This window comes from Scytonema hofmannii PCC 7110, from assembly GCF_000346485.2.
GTDB classification, from domain to species: domain Bacteria; phylum Cyanobacteriota; class Cyanobacteriia; order Cyanobacteriales; family Nostocaceae; genus Scytonema; species Scytonema hofmannii.
Genome location: NZ_KQ976354.1, coordinates 6,758,189 through 6,777,311, shown reverse-complemented (window position 1 = coordinate 6,777,311; position 19,123 = coordinate 6,758,189). Strand labels below are relative to the sequence as shown.

Sequence of the window (19,123 nt, the reverse complement as noted above, 5' to 3'; positions counted from 1 at the left end):
TGATGAACAAGTAACAACTAACAACTAACAACTAACTAAAAGCGTAGTATTGTTATCAATGAAAGAGGGTGTACCGCTTGAGTCAATGGCACCGTATTTCTGAAAGTAGCGACGCAGTTCTAGTGGAAAATCAGGATAGTCAAATACAGCGTCTCCGTCAGCCATGTTTGCCCAAAAATACCGCAAACTGGGGACTAATTCTTTTGCTTGCGCTAAAGGTAAACTTATAGGGGGTACAGTTAGCAGCTTGATTAAGAAGGGAACACTGCGATCGCCCATCCATTTACGCGAGGAAAGTTGTAAGTTAGGGAAGTCAGGTACTGACACTACTCGATAAGACAAAATTTGCAACCAGTCTTGACCAAAATCATTCCTGTGAAACTCTAAAACACGATAGGGATGTGGATAACTGACTAAAGAACCTGTCGTTATGTCGTAGACTCCGTCTGCGTAGGCGACATCCTGAACGTGTAAATGTCCCGTGAAAACTAAACTAACGCCATATTGCCGTAACAAGTTTAATAGTTCTGGCGCATTCTCCAACATATAGCGATTTGCCATCAGGTGGCGGGACTGGTTGGGCAAATGTTCCACAACGTTGTGATGAACCATAACCAGTACGAGTTCATCAACAGATGCAGCTAGAACTTCTTCCAACCATTGCAGTTGTTTATCATCTAAACGCCCGATTTGCTGACCTTGGTTATTAAAGGAGTTAGAATTTAAGCCAACTAGCCTTACTCCTGGTAGCAATTGACAAGTGTAGTAAAGTTGATTGGTGTTACTATATCCAAACTTGCGATAGTAATGGGGGAAATCGGCAAAGGCTATTGATTGCTCATTTGCCATCAAAACTGGAACATCATGATTGCCAGGAACAACATACACGGGGAAAGGTAACTGTGCTAAACGGTTTTGTAACCAAGTATGGTTTTCTGGTTCCCCATGTTGAGTTAAGTCTCCTGGTAGCAAAAGGAAATCTAAATCAAGTTGTGTGAGATGTTCTACAATGCTGTCAAATGCTGGGATGCTAACTTCGACTAAATGAAAACGAGCCGGATGATTCCAGATTGTGTGGGGAACAGCAACGTGCAAGTCGCTGACTACAGCAAAACGAAATTTTAAAGCCATTGACCTAATAGTGATGTTAAAAACAGGTGTAAAAACTCTTTTTATATTGAGTATAGCCTGTCATCAGTGACCAGTGACCAGTGACCAGTGACCACTAACCACTAACTACCAACCACTAACTAATAAGGAGAAATATTTTGGCAATCGTTCGAGTCCGTCAACACGTTAACCCACTAGCACATAAGTATCAAACCCCTCTCAGTCCAATTGACTGGGAAAAAGTTTATGCCCAACCAAACTTACCATTACATTTAGATATTGGCTGTGCTAGAGGACGATTTGTTCTCAATATGGCACAAGTGGAAACCATGTGGAATTTTTTGGGTTTGGAAATTCGAGAACCATTGGTAGTAGAAGCAAATAAATTGCGAGATGAGTTAGGGCTGGTAAACCTTCATTATTTGTTCTGCAACGCGAATAACTCACTCCGCCCGCTTTTATCTTCTTTACCTCAGAAAAGACTACAGCGTGTCACAATTCAATTTCCCGATCCTTGGTTTAAAAATCGCCATGCAAAACGACGAGTGGTGCAACCAGAATTAGTCGCAGAACTTGCAGAATTTCTTCCCCCTGGTGGTATTGTTTTTTTGCAATCCGATCTGGAGTTTATAGCAGTGGAAATGTGCGATCGCTTTGCTGCAAATCCAGCTTTTGTGAGATATGGTCAGGGAGAATGGCTTGTAGAAAATCCACTCTCGGTTCCTACAGAAAGGGAAATATACACGATTAACAAAAGTGAACCTGTTTATCGGGCTATCTTTGAAAGAGTTAGTTAAAGAAGGTAGGAATCTCTAGTTAACTGGTCACTGGTCATGTGTGTCATCTTACCGCAATTATTTTTACCCTTGAAGACTTTCTAACAGATGTTTTTCCATTGCTAAAATTTTTTCTAGCTCTTCTAAAGCTGCTTGCTTACGCTGACGCACTCGTGACAATAGCTCCATAGTGGCTTCTGTGCTAAAAGCTTCGTCTTACCAGATTTGGTCGAGATGTCGTTGCTAACGTAAGCCCCGCTAGCGGGTTATTTGCCAATACCGATATCAATTCTACAGGGGCTGGCGGCAACATATTCCTTCACTCCAACTATTTGACTGTCAAAGATGGGGCTGTAGTTACAGTGAGCAGTCAAGGGTCAGGAACTGCTGGTGATATAAATGCTACATCTCGAAATGTTCTTCTAGACTAAACAGTGTTAAAATATCAAATCTAAATATTATCAAACAAGCCAACTTATAAGTGTGGAACATTCAGCCCAGAATTCGCTCGATTCGTCCGCTCTAGTTGAACAAGTCATTTTACCTATAACTCTCTACACTTTTGGCAATAGAACATCCCCTCGTCCACCTCGTTCCAGTGTTGATATTGCTGTGGAGAAGGATTTGGTAAAACCCACCCAACCTCCAACGGGAGCTTCCACGTTTGCGGATATTCAGTATGCTCCCCTGACAGGACATTACTATAAACTAGATAAGGGGACACCATTACCAGTGGGTCTTGAAGTAGTGGCAGATGGTAAAGACGTTGGTGGAACTCACTCCCCTACGCATCATACTATTTATCCTGCCGTTGAAATGCCTTTTTCAGAATTTGTAGAAAAATTTTTGAATTGTGGTTGGATTTACGTAGGTAAAAAAGAAATAAGATAATCAATAAAAACTATGACTGAAATAAAATACTATCAACAAGATACAGACCTTTGGCATCAATTAATTGACCGGGAAAAAGCTTATTTAGAAATTCGGCAAAATTTCCTAAACAGTTGCCAATCTAAGGTAGAGTTAATTAGACTCGCTTTACAAAATCCCACGGAAAGAGGAACGGCACTGGAAATTCTAAATTATCTAACTTTAGAAGAACGCCAGAGTTTATTTGATGAATTAATCAAGTTAGCCTCTGTCGGTCATTCAGATATTGAATTAGTTCGTTCTGCTATTCTAGCATTTGATAAAATATGGCTTTTAGATAATATAGAAAATCATGCCGAATCTTTACTAAAAAATGGTACAGATGAAGAATATAGACGATTATTAGAACTTTATATTCAGATTGATGATGAATTGACCCAAAGGCTTGTTATGAAAGCATTACAACAGAACGATTCCGAAATTCAGGAAGCGGGTGGAGATTTTGAGATAATTCTCAAAACTAAACGAGAAAATTTGATGTGAATTGAGAAAACAAAATTTTGTCTGGATTAGACTTTATTACAAATATTAATTTGTTTGGCTCAAAGTTGCTACCAAAATTCGCATCACTTGCTCTACATCTTCGGGAACTCGATAGCTGTTAATCCCCTGTTCAAAATGCTTTGTAATACGATCGAGCCTAGCAAATTGCCAAATTGTTCCTGTGGAAACAGATCCTACCAAAATAGGCTGTTCTGAAACCGTTGGCGTTCTCTCCCATTGGTCAAGCGCGGCTAACTCAGCAACTAGTTGTGTGAAACCTCTGGTCAAATCTTCATACTTAGCCTCAATAACTAACAATTGATTGATTGTACTGACACGCAGTAAATAATCTAAGTTACCTTGAAGCCAATTAGAAACTTTGAGTCCATACTCAATCCGTAATTCTGCTTGAGTGTAGTGAATTAGCTCTGTAACAACTCTTGAAATAAGAATTTCTCGTCTGGCAAATTCATTCGTTAAAGGAACAAATGGCAAGACTTCTTCAATACGATCTCTTAACTCTTGTATGCGATCCAGTTCACCTGAGAATTGAGGTAAGTTGAACGTTTTTCGGGTAAGGGTGTAGCCAAATTCTTGAGCCAGTTCGCTAGCGTCAAAACCCAGCTCGAAGTATCGGCTGAAGGTATAGTTTTGATTGGGATCGAGAAGCGGCATATTGACATCCTCAAAATCGAGAGGTTTTCAGCTTAATTACCGATTTTACAACTATCTCACCTCAATACTAAATACAGTATGAGACAATGGAGAATGTATACTAAAGAGTACTTAATGTTCAAAGTTACTATATGTAAGGTTTAACGCGCTGTGAGGACTTCAATAGCCACGAATGTACGAAATTGAATTTACTCCCGAATCTATTCAAGATTTGCGCTACTTCAAAAAATTTGAGCAAAATATTATTATCGATGCGATTATCTTATTTTGAAGGACGGCGCAGTGGGGAAGTTGTTAGCCGCATTGCTGATGTTAATGCTATCAATAATTTAGTTTCTCAAATAGTCCTCGGTTTACCCAGCCAATTCGTTATTGCCTTGGTTTCCTGGGTTTCATGCTCTTTTATACCTGGGAACTCACGAGAGTAATAATGAAGCGATCGAATCTCGAATTTTTGTGGGTTGAGATCGCCGTGGAGAAATTCAAAAAATGCCTGTAAATGTTGGGTTTCGTTCCTCAACTGTAAATGTTGGGTTTCGTTCCTCAACTGTAAATGTTGGGTTTCGTTCCTCAACCCAACCTACGTAGGGCTTGCTGAAAAAGAAAAAAAGGAGACAGTCTCTAAATTCTCAGACTATAGAAGTATATTCAGGTGCAAGAGAGGAGGGTAGAATAGCCAAAAATGCTTGCATCACTGCGATCGGCAGCATCAAGTATGCTGTTAGTAACCATGTACCGAAAACAGGGACAAACTTCAATCCCAACTGAAAACTTTGAACTCCCGTTCGAGGGCAAGTTATCAGAAGATAATCGTTGGGTAATGATGGCTGCTTTCATTCCTTGGACAGAATTTGAAGAAGAATATTCTTCATTTTTCTCAGTAGAGATGGGAGCACCTGCCAAATCTTTTCGGATGGCATTAGGGGCATTAATAATCAAAGAAAAGTTGGGGATAAGCGATAGAGAAACAGTAGAGCAAATTAAAGAAAATCCTTATCTACAGTACTTTATAGGAATGTCATATTATAGTAATGAAGCTCCATTTGATGCATCAATGTTGGTACATTTTCGGGAAAGAATTAGTGTGGAGCTTGTTAACAAAGTGAATCAAGAAATGGTGAAGAAGATGCTAGAAGCAACATCTTCTAAACTATCTGAAAAAAAAACAGAATCACCAGAAGAAGAAGGTGAGACACCCAAAAATCGGGGAAAATTAATAATAGATGCAACTTGTGCTCCGGGTGATATCAGCTATCCGACAGATTTAGAGCTACTCAATCAAGCAAGAAAACAGACAGAGAAAATTATAGACTTACTTTACGAACAGACTTTGGGTCAATTAGAGAAAAAACCAAGAACCTATAGAGAGAGGGCTAGAAAGGATTATCTAGCAGTCGCTAAAAAACGTCGCGTTTCCCAAAAAGACAGGAGAAAAGCAATTAGAAAACAACTTCAATATATCAAAAGAAACTTATCTCATATTGAACAGCTAATTATTTCAGGAGCCTCTCTGGAAGATTTAAGTCACAGACAATATAAGATGTTGCTTGTAGTTGCAGAAGTCTACCGTCAACAACTCTGGTTGTATGAAAATAAAAAACAGAGTATTGACGACCGCATTGTCAGTTTAACCCAACCACATATCCGTCCAATTGTCCGAGGGAAAGCTGGTAAATCGGTAGAATTTGGGGCAAAATTGTCTGCTAGTTGCTTTGAAGGATATATATTTTTAGACCATATAAGTTGGGATAATTTTAATGAATCAGGAGACTTAAAAGCTCAAGTAGAAGCCTTTAAAAATTACACAGGGTACTATCCAGAATCTGTTCATGTTGATAAAATTTATCGCACAAGAGAGAACCGAGCTTGGTGTAAAGAAAGAGGTATTATAATGAGCGGACCTCCTTTAGGAAGACCCCCAGCTAATGTTAGTAAAGAAAAAAAGAAACAAGATTTAGAATCTGAGAGAATTCGTAATTGTATTGAGGGAAAATTTGGACAGGGGAAAAGAAGATTTAGCCTCAATCGCGTGATGACGAAACTTGCTCATACTTCTGAAACTGCAATTGCTATTACTTTTTTAGTGATGAATCTTTCTACTCAGCTCTCGCGGCTATTTTATGCTTTTTTATGTCTATTTTTTAAAACTACACCTTTTTCCCCATTTACTATTATTGAAAATAATCAGTCCTTAAATCATAGATAGCATCTGCTTATATTAGACCCTTGTTGAGTAACTAATCAATTCTTATCTTGCTGTTTTCTGACTTTTTCAGCAAGCCCTACGTACTATACGATATTTGTGAGATTCTACTCCCTACTCCCTATTCCCTACTCTCTCTAACAACGGGTAGTGTAACAGCAAAAGTTGTCCCTACGCCAATTTCGCTATGAACGGAAATTTCCCCACCAAGGGTTTCTACGCATTTTTTAACAATCGATAAACCCAAACCAGTACCGGGAACTGAACCTACATTAGACGCTCGATAAAAAGGGTGAAACAGTTGCTCTTGGTCTTCTTTTGGAATACCTATTCCCTCGTCATGAATCTGAAAAATAACTTTTTTTTCTTGCCCAATTAATTCAAATCGAATGACACGACCTTGTGGTGAATATTTAATAGCATTACTTAGCAAATTACCGAAAATATGACGTAACAAACTTTCATCCCACAATGCTTCATCTAATTCACCAACACTTGTAAAAATCAGAGAAAGATGTTTTTCTTTTAAACTCAGTTGAGCTTCTTCAATCAGTTGATGACAAAATATTTCTAAATTAAGAAGTTGAAATTCACATAAAAGTTTACCAGAATCAGCTCTACCTAAAAATGAAACCTCATCTAATATCTGAGCCATGTTTTTGATGGCAGAACGAATCAGCTGATAATGAGAATTTTTTTTCTCTTTTGGTAATTTGTCACCGCTATTTTGCAATAACCCAGAAATTAACTGAATTGTATTTAAAGGGCTGCGAATGTCATGAGACAGCATTGAGACAAATTCAGATTTAAATTGACTGATTTCTTGAACTTTCACAAGTTCAGATGTTCGTTCTTGAACCCGGCTTTCTAATGCTTGGTTGACTGCACGTAATGATTCTAAGGCTTGTTTGCGCTCAATTGCATAGCGTAGGGAGCGAATCAAGACTTCGACATTAATTTGTCGTTTGACAAGATAATCTTGAGCTCCTTTCCGTACTGCCTCTAGTGCTAGTTTATCGTCGTTGGTATTGGTTAATACGACGATTGGCAAGTTAGGAGCTTGCTTCATCAAAGGCGCGAGGGAAGCTAATCCTTGACTATCTGGTAGAGTCAAATCTAACAAGATAGCGTCATAAGTCGTCCTACTTAATTCTTGAAGAGCTTCCCCCAATCGCTTAACATGAAACAAACTAAATTGATTGGACTCGGCGTTTTTGAGGAACTCTTCTAACAATCTTGCTTCTGCGAGATTGTCCTCAATTAACAAAATTTTCACCGAGAGCGCAGCCATAGTTTTTTGTTTCACCCTTATGGAATTATGAATTATAAATTATGAATTATGAATGGAAGGTTTCAGCATTCAGCATTCATTATTCATAATTTATTCCGATGGCAGAGTTACGGTTGCTAGCCAAAACTCTTCTATTCCTTTGACGATTTGGAAAAGTTGGCTGAGGTTGCGGGATTTGGTAATGTAGCAATTCACGTGCAAATCGTAAGTGTGTAAAATGTCATCCTCATTGTGTGAGGTTGTCAGCACGACTACAGGAATGCGTTTGAGATGGGGATCGGCTTTAATTTCTGCTAAAACTTCTCTACCATCTTTTCTTGGTAGGTTTAAATCTAGCAGGATCAGGTCAGGACGGGGTGCATCAGCATACTCCCCTTCTTGACGCAAGTAAGCCATAGCATCCATACCATCCCTAGCTGTAATGACTTGATGTGGTACTTTACTATTTTTCAATGCTTCTTGGATCAGACGAACATCAGCTTTGTTGTCTTCTACCAAAAAGATTGTTTTGTACTTTTCTTCCGCTTCTGCGCTCACGATCGCGTCCTCCGACTGGAATCGTAAAGTAGAAAGTTGCTCCTTCACCGAGTTGTGACTCTACCCATATTCTTCCCCGGTGACATTCGACAATTTTCTTACAAATTGCCAAACCCATTCCTGTACCTTGGTACTCATCTCGCGTATGCAAACGCTGAAAGATAACGAAAATGCGATCGCTAAACTGCGGGTCAAGACCAATACCGTTATCCCTCACAGAAAATAGCCACTCATCTTCTAGGCGAGTTGCTCCTATATGAATTTCTGGAGTCTTGTCGCTGCGGAACTTGATAGCATTGCCGATGAGATTTTGGAATAACTGCATCAACTGGGTACTATCAGCCATCACAGTTGGCAACTCATCATAAGTAATAACAGTCTTAGTTTCTTTAACACGCTTTCGCAAATTAGTCAAGGCGCGTTCTAATGCTGTATCTACCTCTGTGAGTTCAAACTCAATCGCCTGCATATCCACTTTAGAGTAAGCTAGCACATCGTCAATCAGAGTCTGCATGAGGCTGACTCCCTCTACAACGTAACCAATAAACTCCTTAGCATCTTCATCAAGTTGTTGCTCGTAGCGCATTTCTAACAACTGCGCGTAATTTGCCACTTGGTTGAGAGGTTCTTGTAAATCGTGCGAGGCGACGTAAGCAAACTTTTTCAATTCAGCGTTGGAACGTTCTAAGTCATGGGCAAGCTGGGCTAGTTCATCAGCCTGACGCAGTACAATGTTAACAATTGCTTTTCGCAATTCCAGTGCTGCTTTTATTTCTACATATCGCCACGGTAAAGAGGTTAAGCGAACTGTTTCTTTCCACAGTTCAAACGATTTACGGGGACGCAGGTGCAAATTCCCTTCTGCTTGGCTCAACTCAAAAGCCTTATTGGGGTCACCTCCCCAATTGACAGTTTGAATGACTTCTGGTCTAAACCACAAAACATAATTTCGCTTGGATATGGGAATTGCTAGCAAGCCACTGGCGACATTTTTGAATCTTTCAGCATCAGGATAAATACGTGGCAAAGAATCTGTATAAAAGACTTCTTCTTTTACATTATTCCTTAACCACTGGACTAAGAAATTCAAATCTTCTTCTTTGGGAGTTTCACCAATCAACGTATAATTTCCACCAAAGCATATAGCTGCACCTTGAGCGCTGGTGAGATCCAGAAGACTTGGCTGGTGTTTAACTAACCCATCAATAAAATTTTCTTCTTGAGCCATATACTCAACCAATGCTGATTGAATATACGTCAGTTGCATGCGGTAGTCATAATCTTCCGTTTCTTCTCTAGCTGAAAGTTCTGCAAATATGACTCGACCTAAAAATTCGCAGGCTTTCCGTAACTCGTAAGCAACGTATTTGGGTGTCTGATGATGACAAGCAATAAGACCCCAAAGTTTTCCTTCTTTAATCAAAGAAATTGTCAAAGAAGAACCCACGCCCATATTATGCAAGTACTGTATGTGGCATGGAGCAGCACTTCTGAGACTAGAGTTTGTTAAGTCAAGCGGACGCTGGGTAACTGGATTATTAATCGGGAAAATTTCTGATTGTTGGGAACGAGTATCCGGTATGATTCTAATCCAATTGGAGGTAAATAACTTTCTTGCTGGTTTGGGAATATCTGATTCGGGGTAATGCAAACCCAAGTAAGGTTCTAGATGGTCTAGTTTTTCTTCAGCAATAACAGAGCCATGTCCATCATCATCAAATTTATAGAGCATTACCCGATCGAATCCGGTGACTTTTCGGACTTCTTGGACAATAATTTTGCAAAACTCCCGGATATTGCTAGTTTCTCCTAGTTGGTTAATGGATGCCCTAGCTAAATGATAAAAACTTAAAAAGGGAATATTTTCCTGAGTAATAGCAGGCTCTAATTCCAAAATCAAAAATCCTTCTGGGTTCCGATGAAAGACTGCGTCAAAGACGACATAATCATCACCTTTTTTCCGCACCCAAATTTTTGTAGGATTGATGAAATCCAGACTATCTTCTAAAAGCCCTGCGTTAATTCGTTCGATTTGAAAAGGATCGAGTAAATCTTCCAATTTTTGGTGCAGCAAATTAACTGGAGCTATACCAAATACTGTAGAGACATTGCTGCTAACTTGCAATATGGTTAAGTCAGGTTCTTGAAGGACAAGAAGAACTCCATGCGGTTGCACTTGACCCGAAACATGAATGGGTGCTTCTTTTAAGCTAGTTACATTAATGTCTTGTTGTAAATCACTAAGCACTATGAACCTCTATAGTTAAGAGTAGAGTAACTTTATTCTAGTTCCTGTAGTTTTAATATTTTTTATCAAAACTAAAGGAACTTAAGTTTTTAACAGTTGATAAATTCTCTGACAACAGTGTATGTTCTATAAAGTTAACAGAATTTTTCCTATAGTGACAAATCAACTTTGCTTAACATTTTCCTCGGAATTCTGCTTTCATTACTACAGTATATTTAGTTTATAGTAGTTGAGCTGATTGTCCATTTATATTTCTCATAATAAATATTAATATTAAGTGATTGTTTGCAAACAAGATGTGTAGTTATGTTAAACCTTAGATTAAACTCTTTTCAGGTTAGAGCTTAAAAAACGCCAGGGATATTCACTCCGCAATCTGGGGTAATGCAAAAATTTTTTTCTTGTGGTACGGGCGTCCTCGCCCGTATCAGATCGAAGGGCGGGCTAGAGCATCGGTATAGTAATCCCAAAAACCCGGTTTCTTCGAGTTGAGCATAGGAAATATCAAGCTTAAGCACAGAGAGAAACCGGGTTTTTGCCTCCTTTTTGATTATTGTACTGGCGCTCTAGAAGCCCACCCCACAATCGGGGATAATTTATTTTTTGGAAATTCCTAATTTCTCCTAAATCCAAGAATTAAACCACATCCTCATAGGTCTATACTCAAAATTGGACAGGGGTAAACCTAAATAGATCGGCATCCAAAAAACAAAGGCTATCATAATCAAAAAGGTAAGAGTCACACCAATGGCGCGAATTTGAGTATGATAACTGCGGATGCACCGATCTACAAGCCAAGCGATCGCCAGAAATGCAAAGACCACTGCTGTCATATAGTGGTAGATGAAAAGGCAACGATTGACTTTTGCCCAAGGTAGTAAATTCGCAGCATAATTCACTACTATATACAAAATAATCCAAGTCTCATTGCTTAATTCAGCAGACAGGAAAAAACGCTTTTGCCTAATCCAAAGCTTGGCAAATTGTCGAATTAACACTCCTAATAAGAATAAAAGCGCAGCCGCCCCAAACCACCATAAAAAGGGATTGCCCATAGCATGAACGTCATAAACAATTTTCCCTGTGCCCGCAGGTAGAGAAGGTCCTATGACAGGTATGGGATTTTTGAGACTTGTTACTGTTTGGTAGAAATACGCCATTGGTCGAATCATAAAAGGCCATGTATACCAAGCAGAACAGTAAGGATGAATTTTAGAGCTATTACCTAGACGTTCGTGAAATCCTAAAATCTGCTTGTGGACTTCTACAAACCCGTATCTTGTATCTAATTGTAGGTGTGGAATCCAAATAAGGCTATATATCGTAGCAGGAATAATTCCTAAGAAAAATACAATCTGAAAAATATTCAGTTGAGTCAATTTTTTAAGGGGAGTTGACTTATCTTCTATACGGTTATTTATGATATATTTTGTCTGCCTTTTGCTCAAAGATAATGGGGTGAATGACAAAGGCAAAAAAAAGCTTTGAGAGCTTTCCTTACTAACAGGACTATTTGAAGAATAGGAAAGAAATTCATCTTGGTGTTGACGATCGCTCTCTACTTTACTTAAGTGGAAAGACTGCAACCACTGGTTTCCCCAAGCTATTATCCACAGAAGATAAGCTCCTAGGAGAAACCATAAACCATTCCATTTTGTAGCACAAGAAGCACCAAAAGCTACACCCGAAAGTACTAACCAAAAGCTGCGCCATATCCTCTGACTAGCTAGTGCTAGGAGTAGAAACAACTGTCCTAATAGACCAAAGATAACAATATATTGATTGATTAAAGCATAACGTGATTCTACAATAAATATGCCATCACAAGCCGCAAATAAACCAGCAAGTAAAGCAAAGCTACGACGGTAACTGATTTGATAAGCGATCGCAGCAACAATTACGGGAATCCAGGAGCCAGAAAAAGCGTTTATCCACCGATAACTGATGGGTGACATCACCGAACCAGTCAACCCATTTACCTGGTTTTGGAAAAAAGGAATTTGATTGCCAATCCAAATTCCTATGGCAATAATGTATTTCCCTAATGGTGGATGACCGTCAAAAAATGGGGTATTAGTCAGATAGTTGTTGCCAAATTTAGCATAGTAAACTTCGTCAAAAACTAAGGTATTGAATCGTCCCAATCCCCAAAATCGTAAGGCGAGTGATAGCAAAAAAACACTCGCCATGCTAAGATAAAATATTTTTTTAGTCACTGGTCACTGGTCACTGGTCACTGGTCACTGTTTTCTACTTTAGCGATCTCCAACATAGTTTTTAACACGGAATCGGGATTGAGGCTAATGGAATCAATTCCCTGTTCCACTAGAAATTGAGCAAATTCTGGGTAATCGCTGGGTGCTTGACCGCAAATGCCAATTTTTCGATTGTACTTTTTGGCGGCGGCGATCGCTAACCTGACCATTTGCTTGACTCCTTCGCCGCGTTCATCGAACAACCGCGACACTAGAGCAGAATCTCTATCTAAGCCCAGTGTCAGTTGAGTCAAGTCATTGGAACCTATAGAAAACCCGTCAAAAATTTGTGCAAAATCCTCAGCCAGAATGACATTATTGGGTAACTCGCACATCACGTAAACTTGCAAATCGTTGACACCCTGCTTTAAACCATTTTTTGCCATTTCTGCCAACACCAGACGTCCCTCATTAGGAGTGCGACAGAAGGGAATCATTGGAATCACATTTGTTAATCCCATTTCGTCCCTAACTCGTCTCATAGCTTGGCACTCCAAAGCAAAAGCTTCTTTGTAGCCTTCATCATAGTAACGTGCTGCACCCCGCCATCCCAGCATTGGGTTTTCTTCTTCCGGTTCAAACTGTCTACCACCCAACAAGTTAGCGTATTCATTACTCTTAAAATCTGACATCCGCACTATAACTGGTTTGGGATAAAAAGCAGCCGCAATTCTACCAACACCTTGAGCGAGTCTATCAACAAAATATTGCGGTTTCTCATCATAAAGTGCGGTTATTGTTGCAACTTTATCTTTGACAAATTCATCATTGAGCTTGTCGTAATGAATCAATGCCATTGGATGGGCTTGGATGTGGTTAGCAATAATAAATTCTGTTCTTGCCAAACCGACTCCATCGTTGGGAATTGCAGATAGACTAAATGCTTCTTGAGGGTTACCCACATTCATGAGTATCTGAGTGCGAGTGCGAGGCAAATCTTCTAACGGGACTTCTTGGACTTCAAAGGGTAATAATCCCTCATAAACTCTGCCTTCTTCCCCTTCAGCACAAGAAATGGTAACTTCTTGACCGTTTTTTAAAATTCCCGTAGCATTGCCACATCCTACAATTGCAGGTACACCTAATTCTCGTGCAATAATCGCTGCATGGCAAGTCCGCCCCCCTTGGTTGGTAATAATCGCACTTGCTCTTTTCATAATTGGTTCCCAATCAGGATCGGTTCTATCTGTTACTAAAACTTCTCCGGCTTGGAAATCTTCAAGTTTGTGTATATCTGTAATTAGGTGCGCTTTTCCTTGACTGATTGCTTCTCCAACAGCACGTCCTGTAAGAAGGGGGAGTGGGGAGTTGGGAGTGGTGAGTGGGGATTGGGGTAACTTTTCCCCAGTTCCCAGTCCCCATGCTCCAATACCTGATAAACGATATGTTCTTAAAACATTTTGCGTCTTTTGTGATTGAACTGTTTCCGGACGGGCTTGGACGATGAACAATTCGTTTGTAATGCCATCTTTTGCCCACTCAATGTCCATCGGTGTGTAGGTGTTGTGAACTTGAGAATAATGATCTTCTATCAAACAAGCCCAACGGGCTAGTTGTAAAATTTCCTCATCTGTTAAAGCATATTTATTTCTTTCTATTTGAGGCACTAAGACATTTTTGGTAAATTTTGTGCCATCATCATAGACCATTTTTAATTCTTTGCTGCCCAGTCTTTTATCAATAATTGGGTGGTAACCTTCTCGTAAAGTCGGTTTAAAAACATAGTATTCGTCTGGGTTGACGGAACCTTGGACTACGTTTTCTCCCAATCCGTATGCTGCTGTTATCAATGCAGAATTTTTGAAGCCTGTTTCGGTTTCAATTGAGAACATGACGCCAGAGCATGCCAGATCGGAACGTACCATTTTTTGTACGCCAACAGCAAGGGCAACGCTAAAATGGTCAAATTTTTTAATATATCGATAAGAAATAGCTCTGTCTGTGAATAAGGATGCAAAGCATTTATGACATGCGGCTAACACACTCTCTACACCAGTCACGTTGAGGTATGTTTCTTGCTGACCTGCAAAACTCGCATCAGGAAGGTCTTCAGCCGTTGCACTGGATCGCACTGCGACATCTGTATCTGGATTGTATCGGTTGCAGAGAGCTTCGTAAGCTTCAACAATGGCAACTCGCAATGGTGTTGGAAATGGTGTGTGGAGTAGCAATGCTCTTGCTTTTTTTCCTCGTTCCCGCAAATTTCTGACATCCTCTACATCTAAGTCAGAAAAAAGTTTTCGCAGTTTCTCTTCTAACCCAGCCGATTGAATAAAATAGCGATAAGCATAAGCCGTGGTCGCAAACCCAATCGGTACATTTACACCTTTTGGCGTAAGTTGTTGAATCATCTCACCTAAGGAGGCGTTTTTGCCACCAACAATTGGTATATCAGCAATGCCAACCTCATCAAACCAGAGGATGAGCGATCGCTCGAGTGAGGATGAGTGTGATGAAGTCTTTTTTGTTGCCGTATCCATCTAAAATTACCCCTTTAAGATCGATCCCTGATAGTTGTCGATCGCCTTCCTATATGTATTATATATCACTGCTATTTGTAATTGCCTGTATGTTTTTTTAGATTTAAGATCAAAAAGTTTAGATTTTTGTTTTAACTGGAGTACAGGGCTTTTTCGGAAAAACTAGTAGCCTTCGCTACCTATAGCAATCCCGATCCCCGAATTCTAAGATTGCAACAATGATTGGTTGCTTAATTAAGGTAAACTTTCAACAAGGTTTGCTAACCTAACTACTGTTATAATATGCGGAGTTCATTGCTCCTTGGTTCGTCCGTTACGAGCTTAAGTAAAAGCTTTACGGAAGATCTAGAATTAGGAGACTCGCTCCCTTGGTAAACTACCCATTGACACTAAACTTTTGATAGCACCAACAGCTTTTACGGAGGGAGCAGTCATGGGCAAATACGACAAAATCTTTAACTCTACCAAAACAACCAAAGAGAAACTCACCGCACAAGAAGCGGTAGCAGCGATTGGAGTTGTCACCTCAGCTGCTGATTCTAGCTTGGACGAGGTGGATGCAGACTACATAGCCGATATACTCTGGGAATTTCTGGAAGTTTTTGAAGAATATTCAGACGACCAAATGTTAGAGCTTCTAGATAAACTTATAGCCATTGCGGAAGAAGATAGCGTAGGAGCATTATTTAACGCCGCAAAGGGTTCGCTTTCGGAAGATTTAACACTTGATGCTTATGCTGCAGGGGTTAGCCTCCTTGTGGATGAGGAAGAAATGATGATTCCGAAAGGAAAAATGAATTTGCTGAAAAAGTTACAAGAAGCTCTCGGAATTGAAGATGATGAAGCTAAGGAAGTCGCAGACGAAGTGATAGCCGCCTTTGAAGAAGTAGAGGAAGAATCAGAAGATGACGAATTTCTAGATGATGATGAACCAGGGTTTGAGGAAGGTTCCGAACCACAAGTGTATGAGTCACCTGGAAAAAATTTTGTAGTTCCAATTCCGGTGGACATTCAAAGAGGTGGTATGGTCCAAGCTCAAGAAGGGTTAGTGAGCTTTTCTGATGACTTTGGGACTTTGTTAAGAATTGATTATTTCCCCTTGACACCACAGCAAAAAAAGGAGCTGGAATCTGTAGGACACGAAGAATATCTGCGATCGCTTCTCCTAAATCAGTATGTACCTCAAGGAATCGTTGTTAATTTACCAGAAGCTCAGGTAAAAGATACTAAGTATATAGAGGACGCATTGGATGGGGCTTATTTTGTGCTCGTCGATATGCCTGAAGGTTCAAACATTTCTAAGACGGGAAACAACGGAACCGCTAGCAGATTAGATGCCTATCGAGGACTTTTAGGATTTATCAGTGGTAATTTCCTATATATAGTCAGCAGCCAGCGTAGCTTTTTTGATGGGGAAACTCCCGGTTCAATTGAAGAAGAATCTGAACGAATCGAAGAGAGTATCCTAAATTTTGTTGATACTATCGAGTTTACCTAAGAATTCAATACGGCTTGGTTAACGATAATTGAGGTGTCAGAACCCCGGTTTCTTGAAGCAACCGGGGTTCTAATTTCCGTTTGTCCGAGTAGTATTGACTTACCTATTACCAATTTGTTAGCCCTATTTATAAATTATTTTTTGGTTTCACGCAAAGAGGCTGAGATGTCAACATTTTTTGTGCTTTTGCGTGAGATGTTAATACTATCAATCAAGTAACATCTCAGACTAATTCCCCATAAAGGCACTATTTTCCTCTGAAAAACATAAAAACTATAGAAAATTTTACAAGAAAAATTTCCGGAATGTTGTATTATGAGCAAATGAGGAAGCGCTCATGTTGCCCAAGAGCACTTCCTCTAAAAAATAATATTAAACTTAATTCTGGAGTGATCTTAGCATGACTAAAGCGCCGGAAACAGCTCCTGCTGTGAATTTTTCTGAAACAGTTGCCGGAGAAGTTCAATATCTCATCCATAAGCTTGCCAAATCGAGTAAAGACTTGATAAACGAAGTTTGTAGCGAGATTAGCTACACAAATCCCGTTACATTACTCGGAGCCGCCAAAATTGGGCAATTGTTACTTTTCCTTAAGGAAAAACTTAAGCCCAAACAATATGAAGAAGCTTTAGCCAATTCTTTAGGATGGTCAGCAAGCATTGCTAATCACTTGCTGAAGCTAGCACCCATACTCGGAAGCTTCACCACCAAACAACTCGATAAAATCAATCGCAACCTCTCGGTGTCAGCACTCTACAAATTAGCCACAGGTCGGACACCCGTTGAAGTTATCCAGTCCGTGCTGGAAAAAGCTTGTACCGAAGAAGTTTCCAAGAAAGATCTTCAAATTGAAACCAAGACGTATAAGGATAAGCAACCGAAAAAAGAGCCAACGCCATGGAGATATGCTGGTGGTGTTCGAGAATACCAACCACCGAGAATCTCTGAAACAGCGGGATTGGTTATAGAACGACTCAGCGAACAAGATGGCAAGCCGCGACGTTTTGTCATTGAAGAGGCGGTTTTGTTGCTAGCAGAGAAATTTCAGCAGGTGGTTTTAGCTGTAGCTTAGCTTTTGCAGTCGAGTAATTTTCTCAAACCGATTTCTCTGCTCAAAACGCCCTACGGTGTCCACATAAGTCTGAAATAGCTGAGAGATCTAGGTTTTTGCGTCGTTTTACCCCACCCTAGCCCTCCACGCGTGAAAGGTCTGGAAATCGTAAATTCAATCTCCCCCCTTTCTTTCTAAGGGGGGATTAAGGGGGGTAAATCCGACTTGTATGTACACTGCTATGGAGCACAAGAAATTAAGTATTTTTCTTGTCGCTATATAACAATAACTCTCGATTTTGACGTAAATCTGTACGATCGCGCTGCGTGGGATAAGGAACGCCATCGCCTTTAATACTTGACCAAAGAACGCGGCTAAATGCTTCCGCCTTCAACTTAATCCACAGCGATCGCAACACTCACAAAGGAAGAACCTCTTTTGTTTAAAGGACTGATCTGGAGAGAGTTTAAAGCAAGCATTAGATAGTCCCATAAAGACCTTATTTTTCTCTGAAAACTCTAAAAATCTATAGAAAATTTTACAAGAAAAATTTCCGGAATGTTGTATTATGAGCAAATGAGGAAGCGCTCATGTTGGTCAGGAGCACTTCCTCTAAAAAATAAAATATTTATAATTCTGGAGTGATCTTAGCATGACTAAAGCGCCGGAAACAGCTCCTGCTGTGAATTTTTCTGAAACAGTTGCCGGAGAAGTTCAATATCTCATCCATAAGCTTGCCAAATCGAATAAAGACTTGATAAACGAAGTCTGTGGCGAGATTAGCTACACAAATCCCGTTACATTACTCGGAGCCGCCAAAATTGGGCAATTGTTACTTTTCCTTAAGGAAAAACTTAAGCCCAAACAATATGAAGAAGCTTTAGCCAATTCTTTAGGATGGTCAGCAAGCATTGCTAATCACTTGCTGAAGCTAGCACCCATACTCGGAAGCTTCACCACCAAACAACTCGATAAAATCAATCGCAACCTCTCGGTGTCAGCACTCTACAAATTAGCCACAGGTCGGACACCCGTTGAAGTTATCCAGTCCGTGCTGGAAAAAGCTTGTACCGAAGAAGTTTCCAAGAAAGATCTTCAAATTGAAACCAAGACGTATAAGGATAAGCAACCGAAAAAAGAGCCAACGCCATGGAGATATGCTGGTCGTGTTCGAGAATACCAACCACCGAAAATCTCTGAAACAGCGGGATTGGTTATCGAACGACTCAGCGAACAAGATGGTAAGCCGCGACGTTTTGTCATTGAAGAGGCGGTTTTGTTGCTAGCAGAGAAATTTCAGCAGGTGGTTTTAGCTGTGGCTTAGCTTTTGCAGTTAAACAATACCGATCGGGGGATCGGTACAATTCTTTCTGAAAATTTTCCTGATAAAGACTAGCCATCTCCAGAAATTACAGCGATTTTCAAATTAATAGACCATATCTTGTGGAGCGGGCGTCCTCGCCTGCTCTCTTGTCTAGAACGGGCGGGGACGCCCGTACCACAAGAGCATAGTATGGTTCTAGACCTTGAAAACTGCTGTAATTGTGCATCATCTACAACCTTTGTAGAGACTAAGCATGGCGCGT

15 protein-coding genes and 1 pseudogene are annotated in these 19,123 nt (G+C 40.1%); 8 read left to right on the top strand and 8 right to left on the bottom strand.

The features are described 5' to 3' along the window. Positions 1-24 precede the first annotated feature (24 nt). Complete coding sequence (locus WA1_RS28220) at positions 25-1,131, bottom strand: metallophosphoesterase family protein (protein ID WP_017749892.1); 1,107 nt, start codon at positions 1,129-1,131, stop codon at positions 25-27. A gap of 137 nt (positions 1,132-1,268) precedes the next feature. Between WA1_RS28220 and trmB the strand changes: the two genes are divergently transcribed. The 3 genes from trmB (at position 1,269) to WA1_RS28205 (ending at position 3,299) form a co-directional block, all read left to right on the top strand. Continuing rightward, positions 1,269-1,907 carry a tRNA (guanosine(46)-N7)-methyltransferase TrmB gene (gene trmB / locus WA1_RS28215; protein ID WP_017749893.1) on the top strand — a complete coding sequence of 213 codons (639 nt, stop codon included), beginning with the start codon at positions 1,269-1,271 and terminating at the stop codon, positions 1,905-1,907. A 462-nt stretch (positions 1,908-2,369) separates the two neighbouring features. Continuing rightward, entirely contained in the window at positions 2,370-2,777 is a 408-nt protein-coding gene (locus WA1_RS28210; protein WP_017749895.1) for a Tse2 family ADP-ribosyltransferase toxin, read from the top strand. Between the two features lie 12 nt (positions 2,778-2,789). Next, complete coding sequence (locus WA1_RS28205; RefSeq protein ID WP_017749896.1) at positions 2,790-3,299, top strand: hypothetical protein; 510 nt, start codon at positions 2,790-2,792, stop codon at positions 3,297-3,299. 45 nt (positions 3,300-3,344) lie between these two features. Here the strand turns inward: WA1_RS28205 and WA1_RS28200 are convergent, their stop codons facing one another. Next, positions 3,345-3,974, bottom strand: coding sequence for a hypothetical protein (locus WA1_RS28200; RefSeq protein ID WP_017749897.1), 630 nt, complete (start codon positions 3,972-3,974; stop codon positions 3,345-3,347). A gap of 242 nt (positions 3,975-4,216) precedes the next feature. Between WA1_RS28200 and WA1_RS58250 the strand changes: the two are divergent. Both WA1_RS58250 and WA1_RS28195 read left to right on the top strand, forming a co-directional pair. After that, positions 4,217-4,395 (top strand): annotated as a pseudogene (locus tag WA1_RS58250) (ABC transporter transmembrane domain-containing protein); the annotation flags it as partial. A 309-nt stretch (positions 4,396-4,704) separates the two neighbouring features. Next, positions 4,705-6,180 (top strand): IS5 family transposase, encoded by a 1,476-nt coding sequence (locus tag WA1_RS28195; protein ID WP_026135401.1) that lies wholly within the window; start codon positions 4,705-4,707, stop codon positions 6,178-6,180. A gap of 118 nt (positions 6,181-6,298) precedes the next feature. Here the strand turns inward: WA1_RS28195 and WA1_RS28190 are convergent, their stop codons facing one another. The 5 genes from WA1_RS28190 to ppsA all read right to left on the bottom strand — a co-directional run bounded on the left by WA1_RS28190 (position 6,299) and on the right by ppsA (position 14,988). Beyond that, positions 6,299-7,468: a hybrid sensor histidine kinase/response regulator gene (locus tag WA1_RS28190; protein WP_017745758.1), complete on the bottom strand. Its 1,170-nt coding sequence runs from the start codon at positions 7,466-7,468 to the stop codon at positions 6,299-6,301. 90 nt (positions 7,469-7,558) lie between these two features. Next, positions 7,559-8,005 carry a response regulator gene (locus WA1_RS28185; protein WP_017745757.1) on the bottom strand — a complete coding sequence of 149 codons (447 nt, stop codon included), beginning with the start codon at positions 8,003-8,005 and terminating at the stop codon, positions 7,559-7,561. Next, complete coding sequence (locus WA1_RS28180; RefSeq protein WP_017745756.1) at positions 7,944-10,253, bottom strand: sensor histidine kinase; 2,310 nt, start codon at positions 10,251-10,253, stop codon at positions 7,944-7,946. The genes WA1_RS28185 and WA1_RS28180 overlap by 62 nt, the downstream gene beginning before the upstream one ends. Positions 10,254-10,876: 623 nt before the next feature. Further along, a complete protein-coding gene (locus tag WA1_RS28175; protein ID WP_017745755.1) occupies positions 10,877-12,442 on the bottom strand; it encodes a dolichyl-phosphate-mannose--protein mannosyltransferase in 1,566 nt (521 codons plus the stop codon). 44 nt (positions 12,443-12,486) lie between these two features. Then, positions 12,487-14,988, bottom strand: a complete 2,502-nt coding sequence (ppsA, locus tag WA1_RS28170) for a phosphoenolpyruvate synthase (protein ID WP_017745754.1) — start codon at positions 14,986-14,988, stop codon at positions 12,487-12,489. A 433-nt stretch (positions 14,989-15,421) separates the two neighbouring features. Between ppsA and WA1_RS28165 the strand changes: the two genes are divergently transcribed. Together WA1_RS28165 and WA1_RS28160 are read left to right on the top strand one after the other, a co-directional pair. Next, positions 15,422-16,486, top strand: a complete 1,065-nt coding sequence (locus WA1_RS28165; RefSeq protein WP_017745753.1) for a tellurite resistance TerB family protein — start codon at positions 15,422-15,424, stop codon at positions 16,484-16,486. A gap of 400 nt (positions 16,487-16,886) precedes the next feature. After that, positions 16,887-17,558, top strand: a complete 672-nt coding sequence (locus tag WA1_RS28160) for a hypothetical protein (RefSeq protein WP_017745752.1) — start codon at positions 16,887-16,889, stop codon at positions 17,556-17,558. A gap of 235 nt (positions 17,559-17,793) precedes the next feature. Here WA1_RS28160 and WA1_RS57330 read toward each other — a convergent pair whose 3' ends face one another. Continuing rightward, complete coding sequence (locus tag WA1_RS57330) at positions 17,794-17,955, bottom strand: hypothetical protein (RefSeq protein ID WP_158516710.1); 162 nt, start codon at positions 17,953-17,955, stop codon at positions 17,794-17,796. A 234-nt stretch (positions 17,956-18,189) separates the two neighbouring features. Between WA1_RS57330 and WA1_RS28155 the strand changes: the two genes are divergently transcribed. Next, a complete protein-coding gene (locus WA1_RS28155) occupies positions 18,190-18,861 on the top strand; it encodes a hypothetical protein (RefSeq protein WP_017745751.1) in 672 nt (223 codons plus the stop codon). The last annotated feature ends 262 nt before the right edge of the window (positions 18,862-19,123 follow it).

Bases quoted from the DNA above. Each gene is read 5' to 3' on its own strand.
- WA1_RS28220 (WP_017749892.1), bottom strand. From the start codon at position 1,131: ATGGCTTTAAAATTTCGTTTTGCTGTAGTCAGCGACTTGCACGTTGCT.
- WA1_RS28205 (WP_017749896.1), top strand. From the start codon at position 2,790: ATGACTGAAATAAAATACTATCAACAAGATACAGACCTTTGGCATCAA.
- WA1_RS28200 (WP_017749897.1), bottom strand. From the start codon at position 3,974: ATGCCGCTTCTCGATCCCAATCAAAACTATACCTTCAGCCGATACTTC.
- WA1_RS28195 (WP_026135401.1), top strand. From the start codon at position 4,705: ATGTACCGAAAACAGGGACAAACTTCAATCCCAACTGAAAACTTTGAA.
- WA1_RS28190 (WP_017745758.1), bottom strand. From the start codon at position 7,468: ATGGCTGCGCTCTCGGTGAAAATTTTGTTAATTGAGGACAATCTCGCA.
- WA1_RS28175 (WP_017745755.1), bottom strand. From the start codon at position 12,442: ATGGCGAGTGTTTTTTTGCTATCACTCGCCTTACGATTTTGGGGATTG.
- ppsA (WP_017745754.1), bottom strand. From the start codon at position 14,988: ATGGATACGGCAACAAAAAAGACTTCATCACACTCATCCTCACTCGAG.
- WA1_RS28165 (WP_017745753.1), top strand. From the start codon at position 15,422: ATGGGCAAATACGACAAAATCTTTAACTCTACCAAAACAACCAAAGAG.
- WA1_RS28160 (WP_017745752.1), top strand. From the start codon at position 16,887: ATGACTAAAGCGCCGGAAACAGCTCCTGCTGTGAATTTTTCTGAAACA.
- WA1_RS28155 (WP_017745751.1), top strand. From the start codon at position 18,190: ATGACTAAAGCGCCGGAAACAGCTCCTGCTGTGAATTTTTCTGAAACA.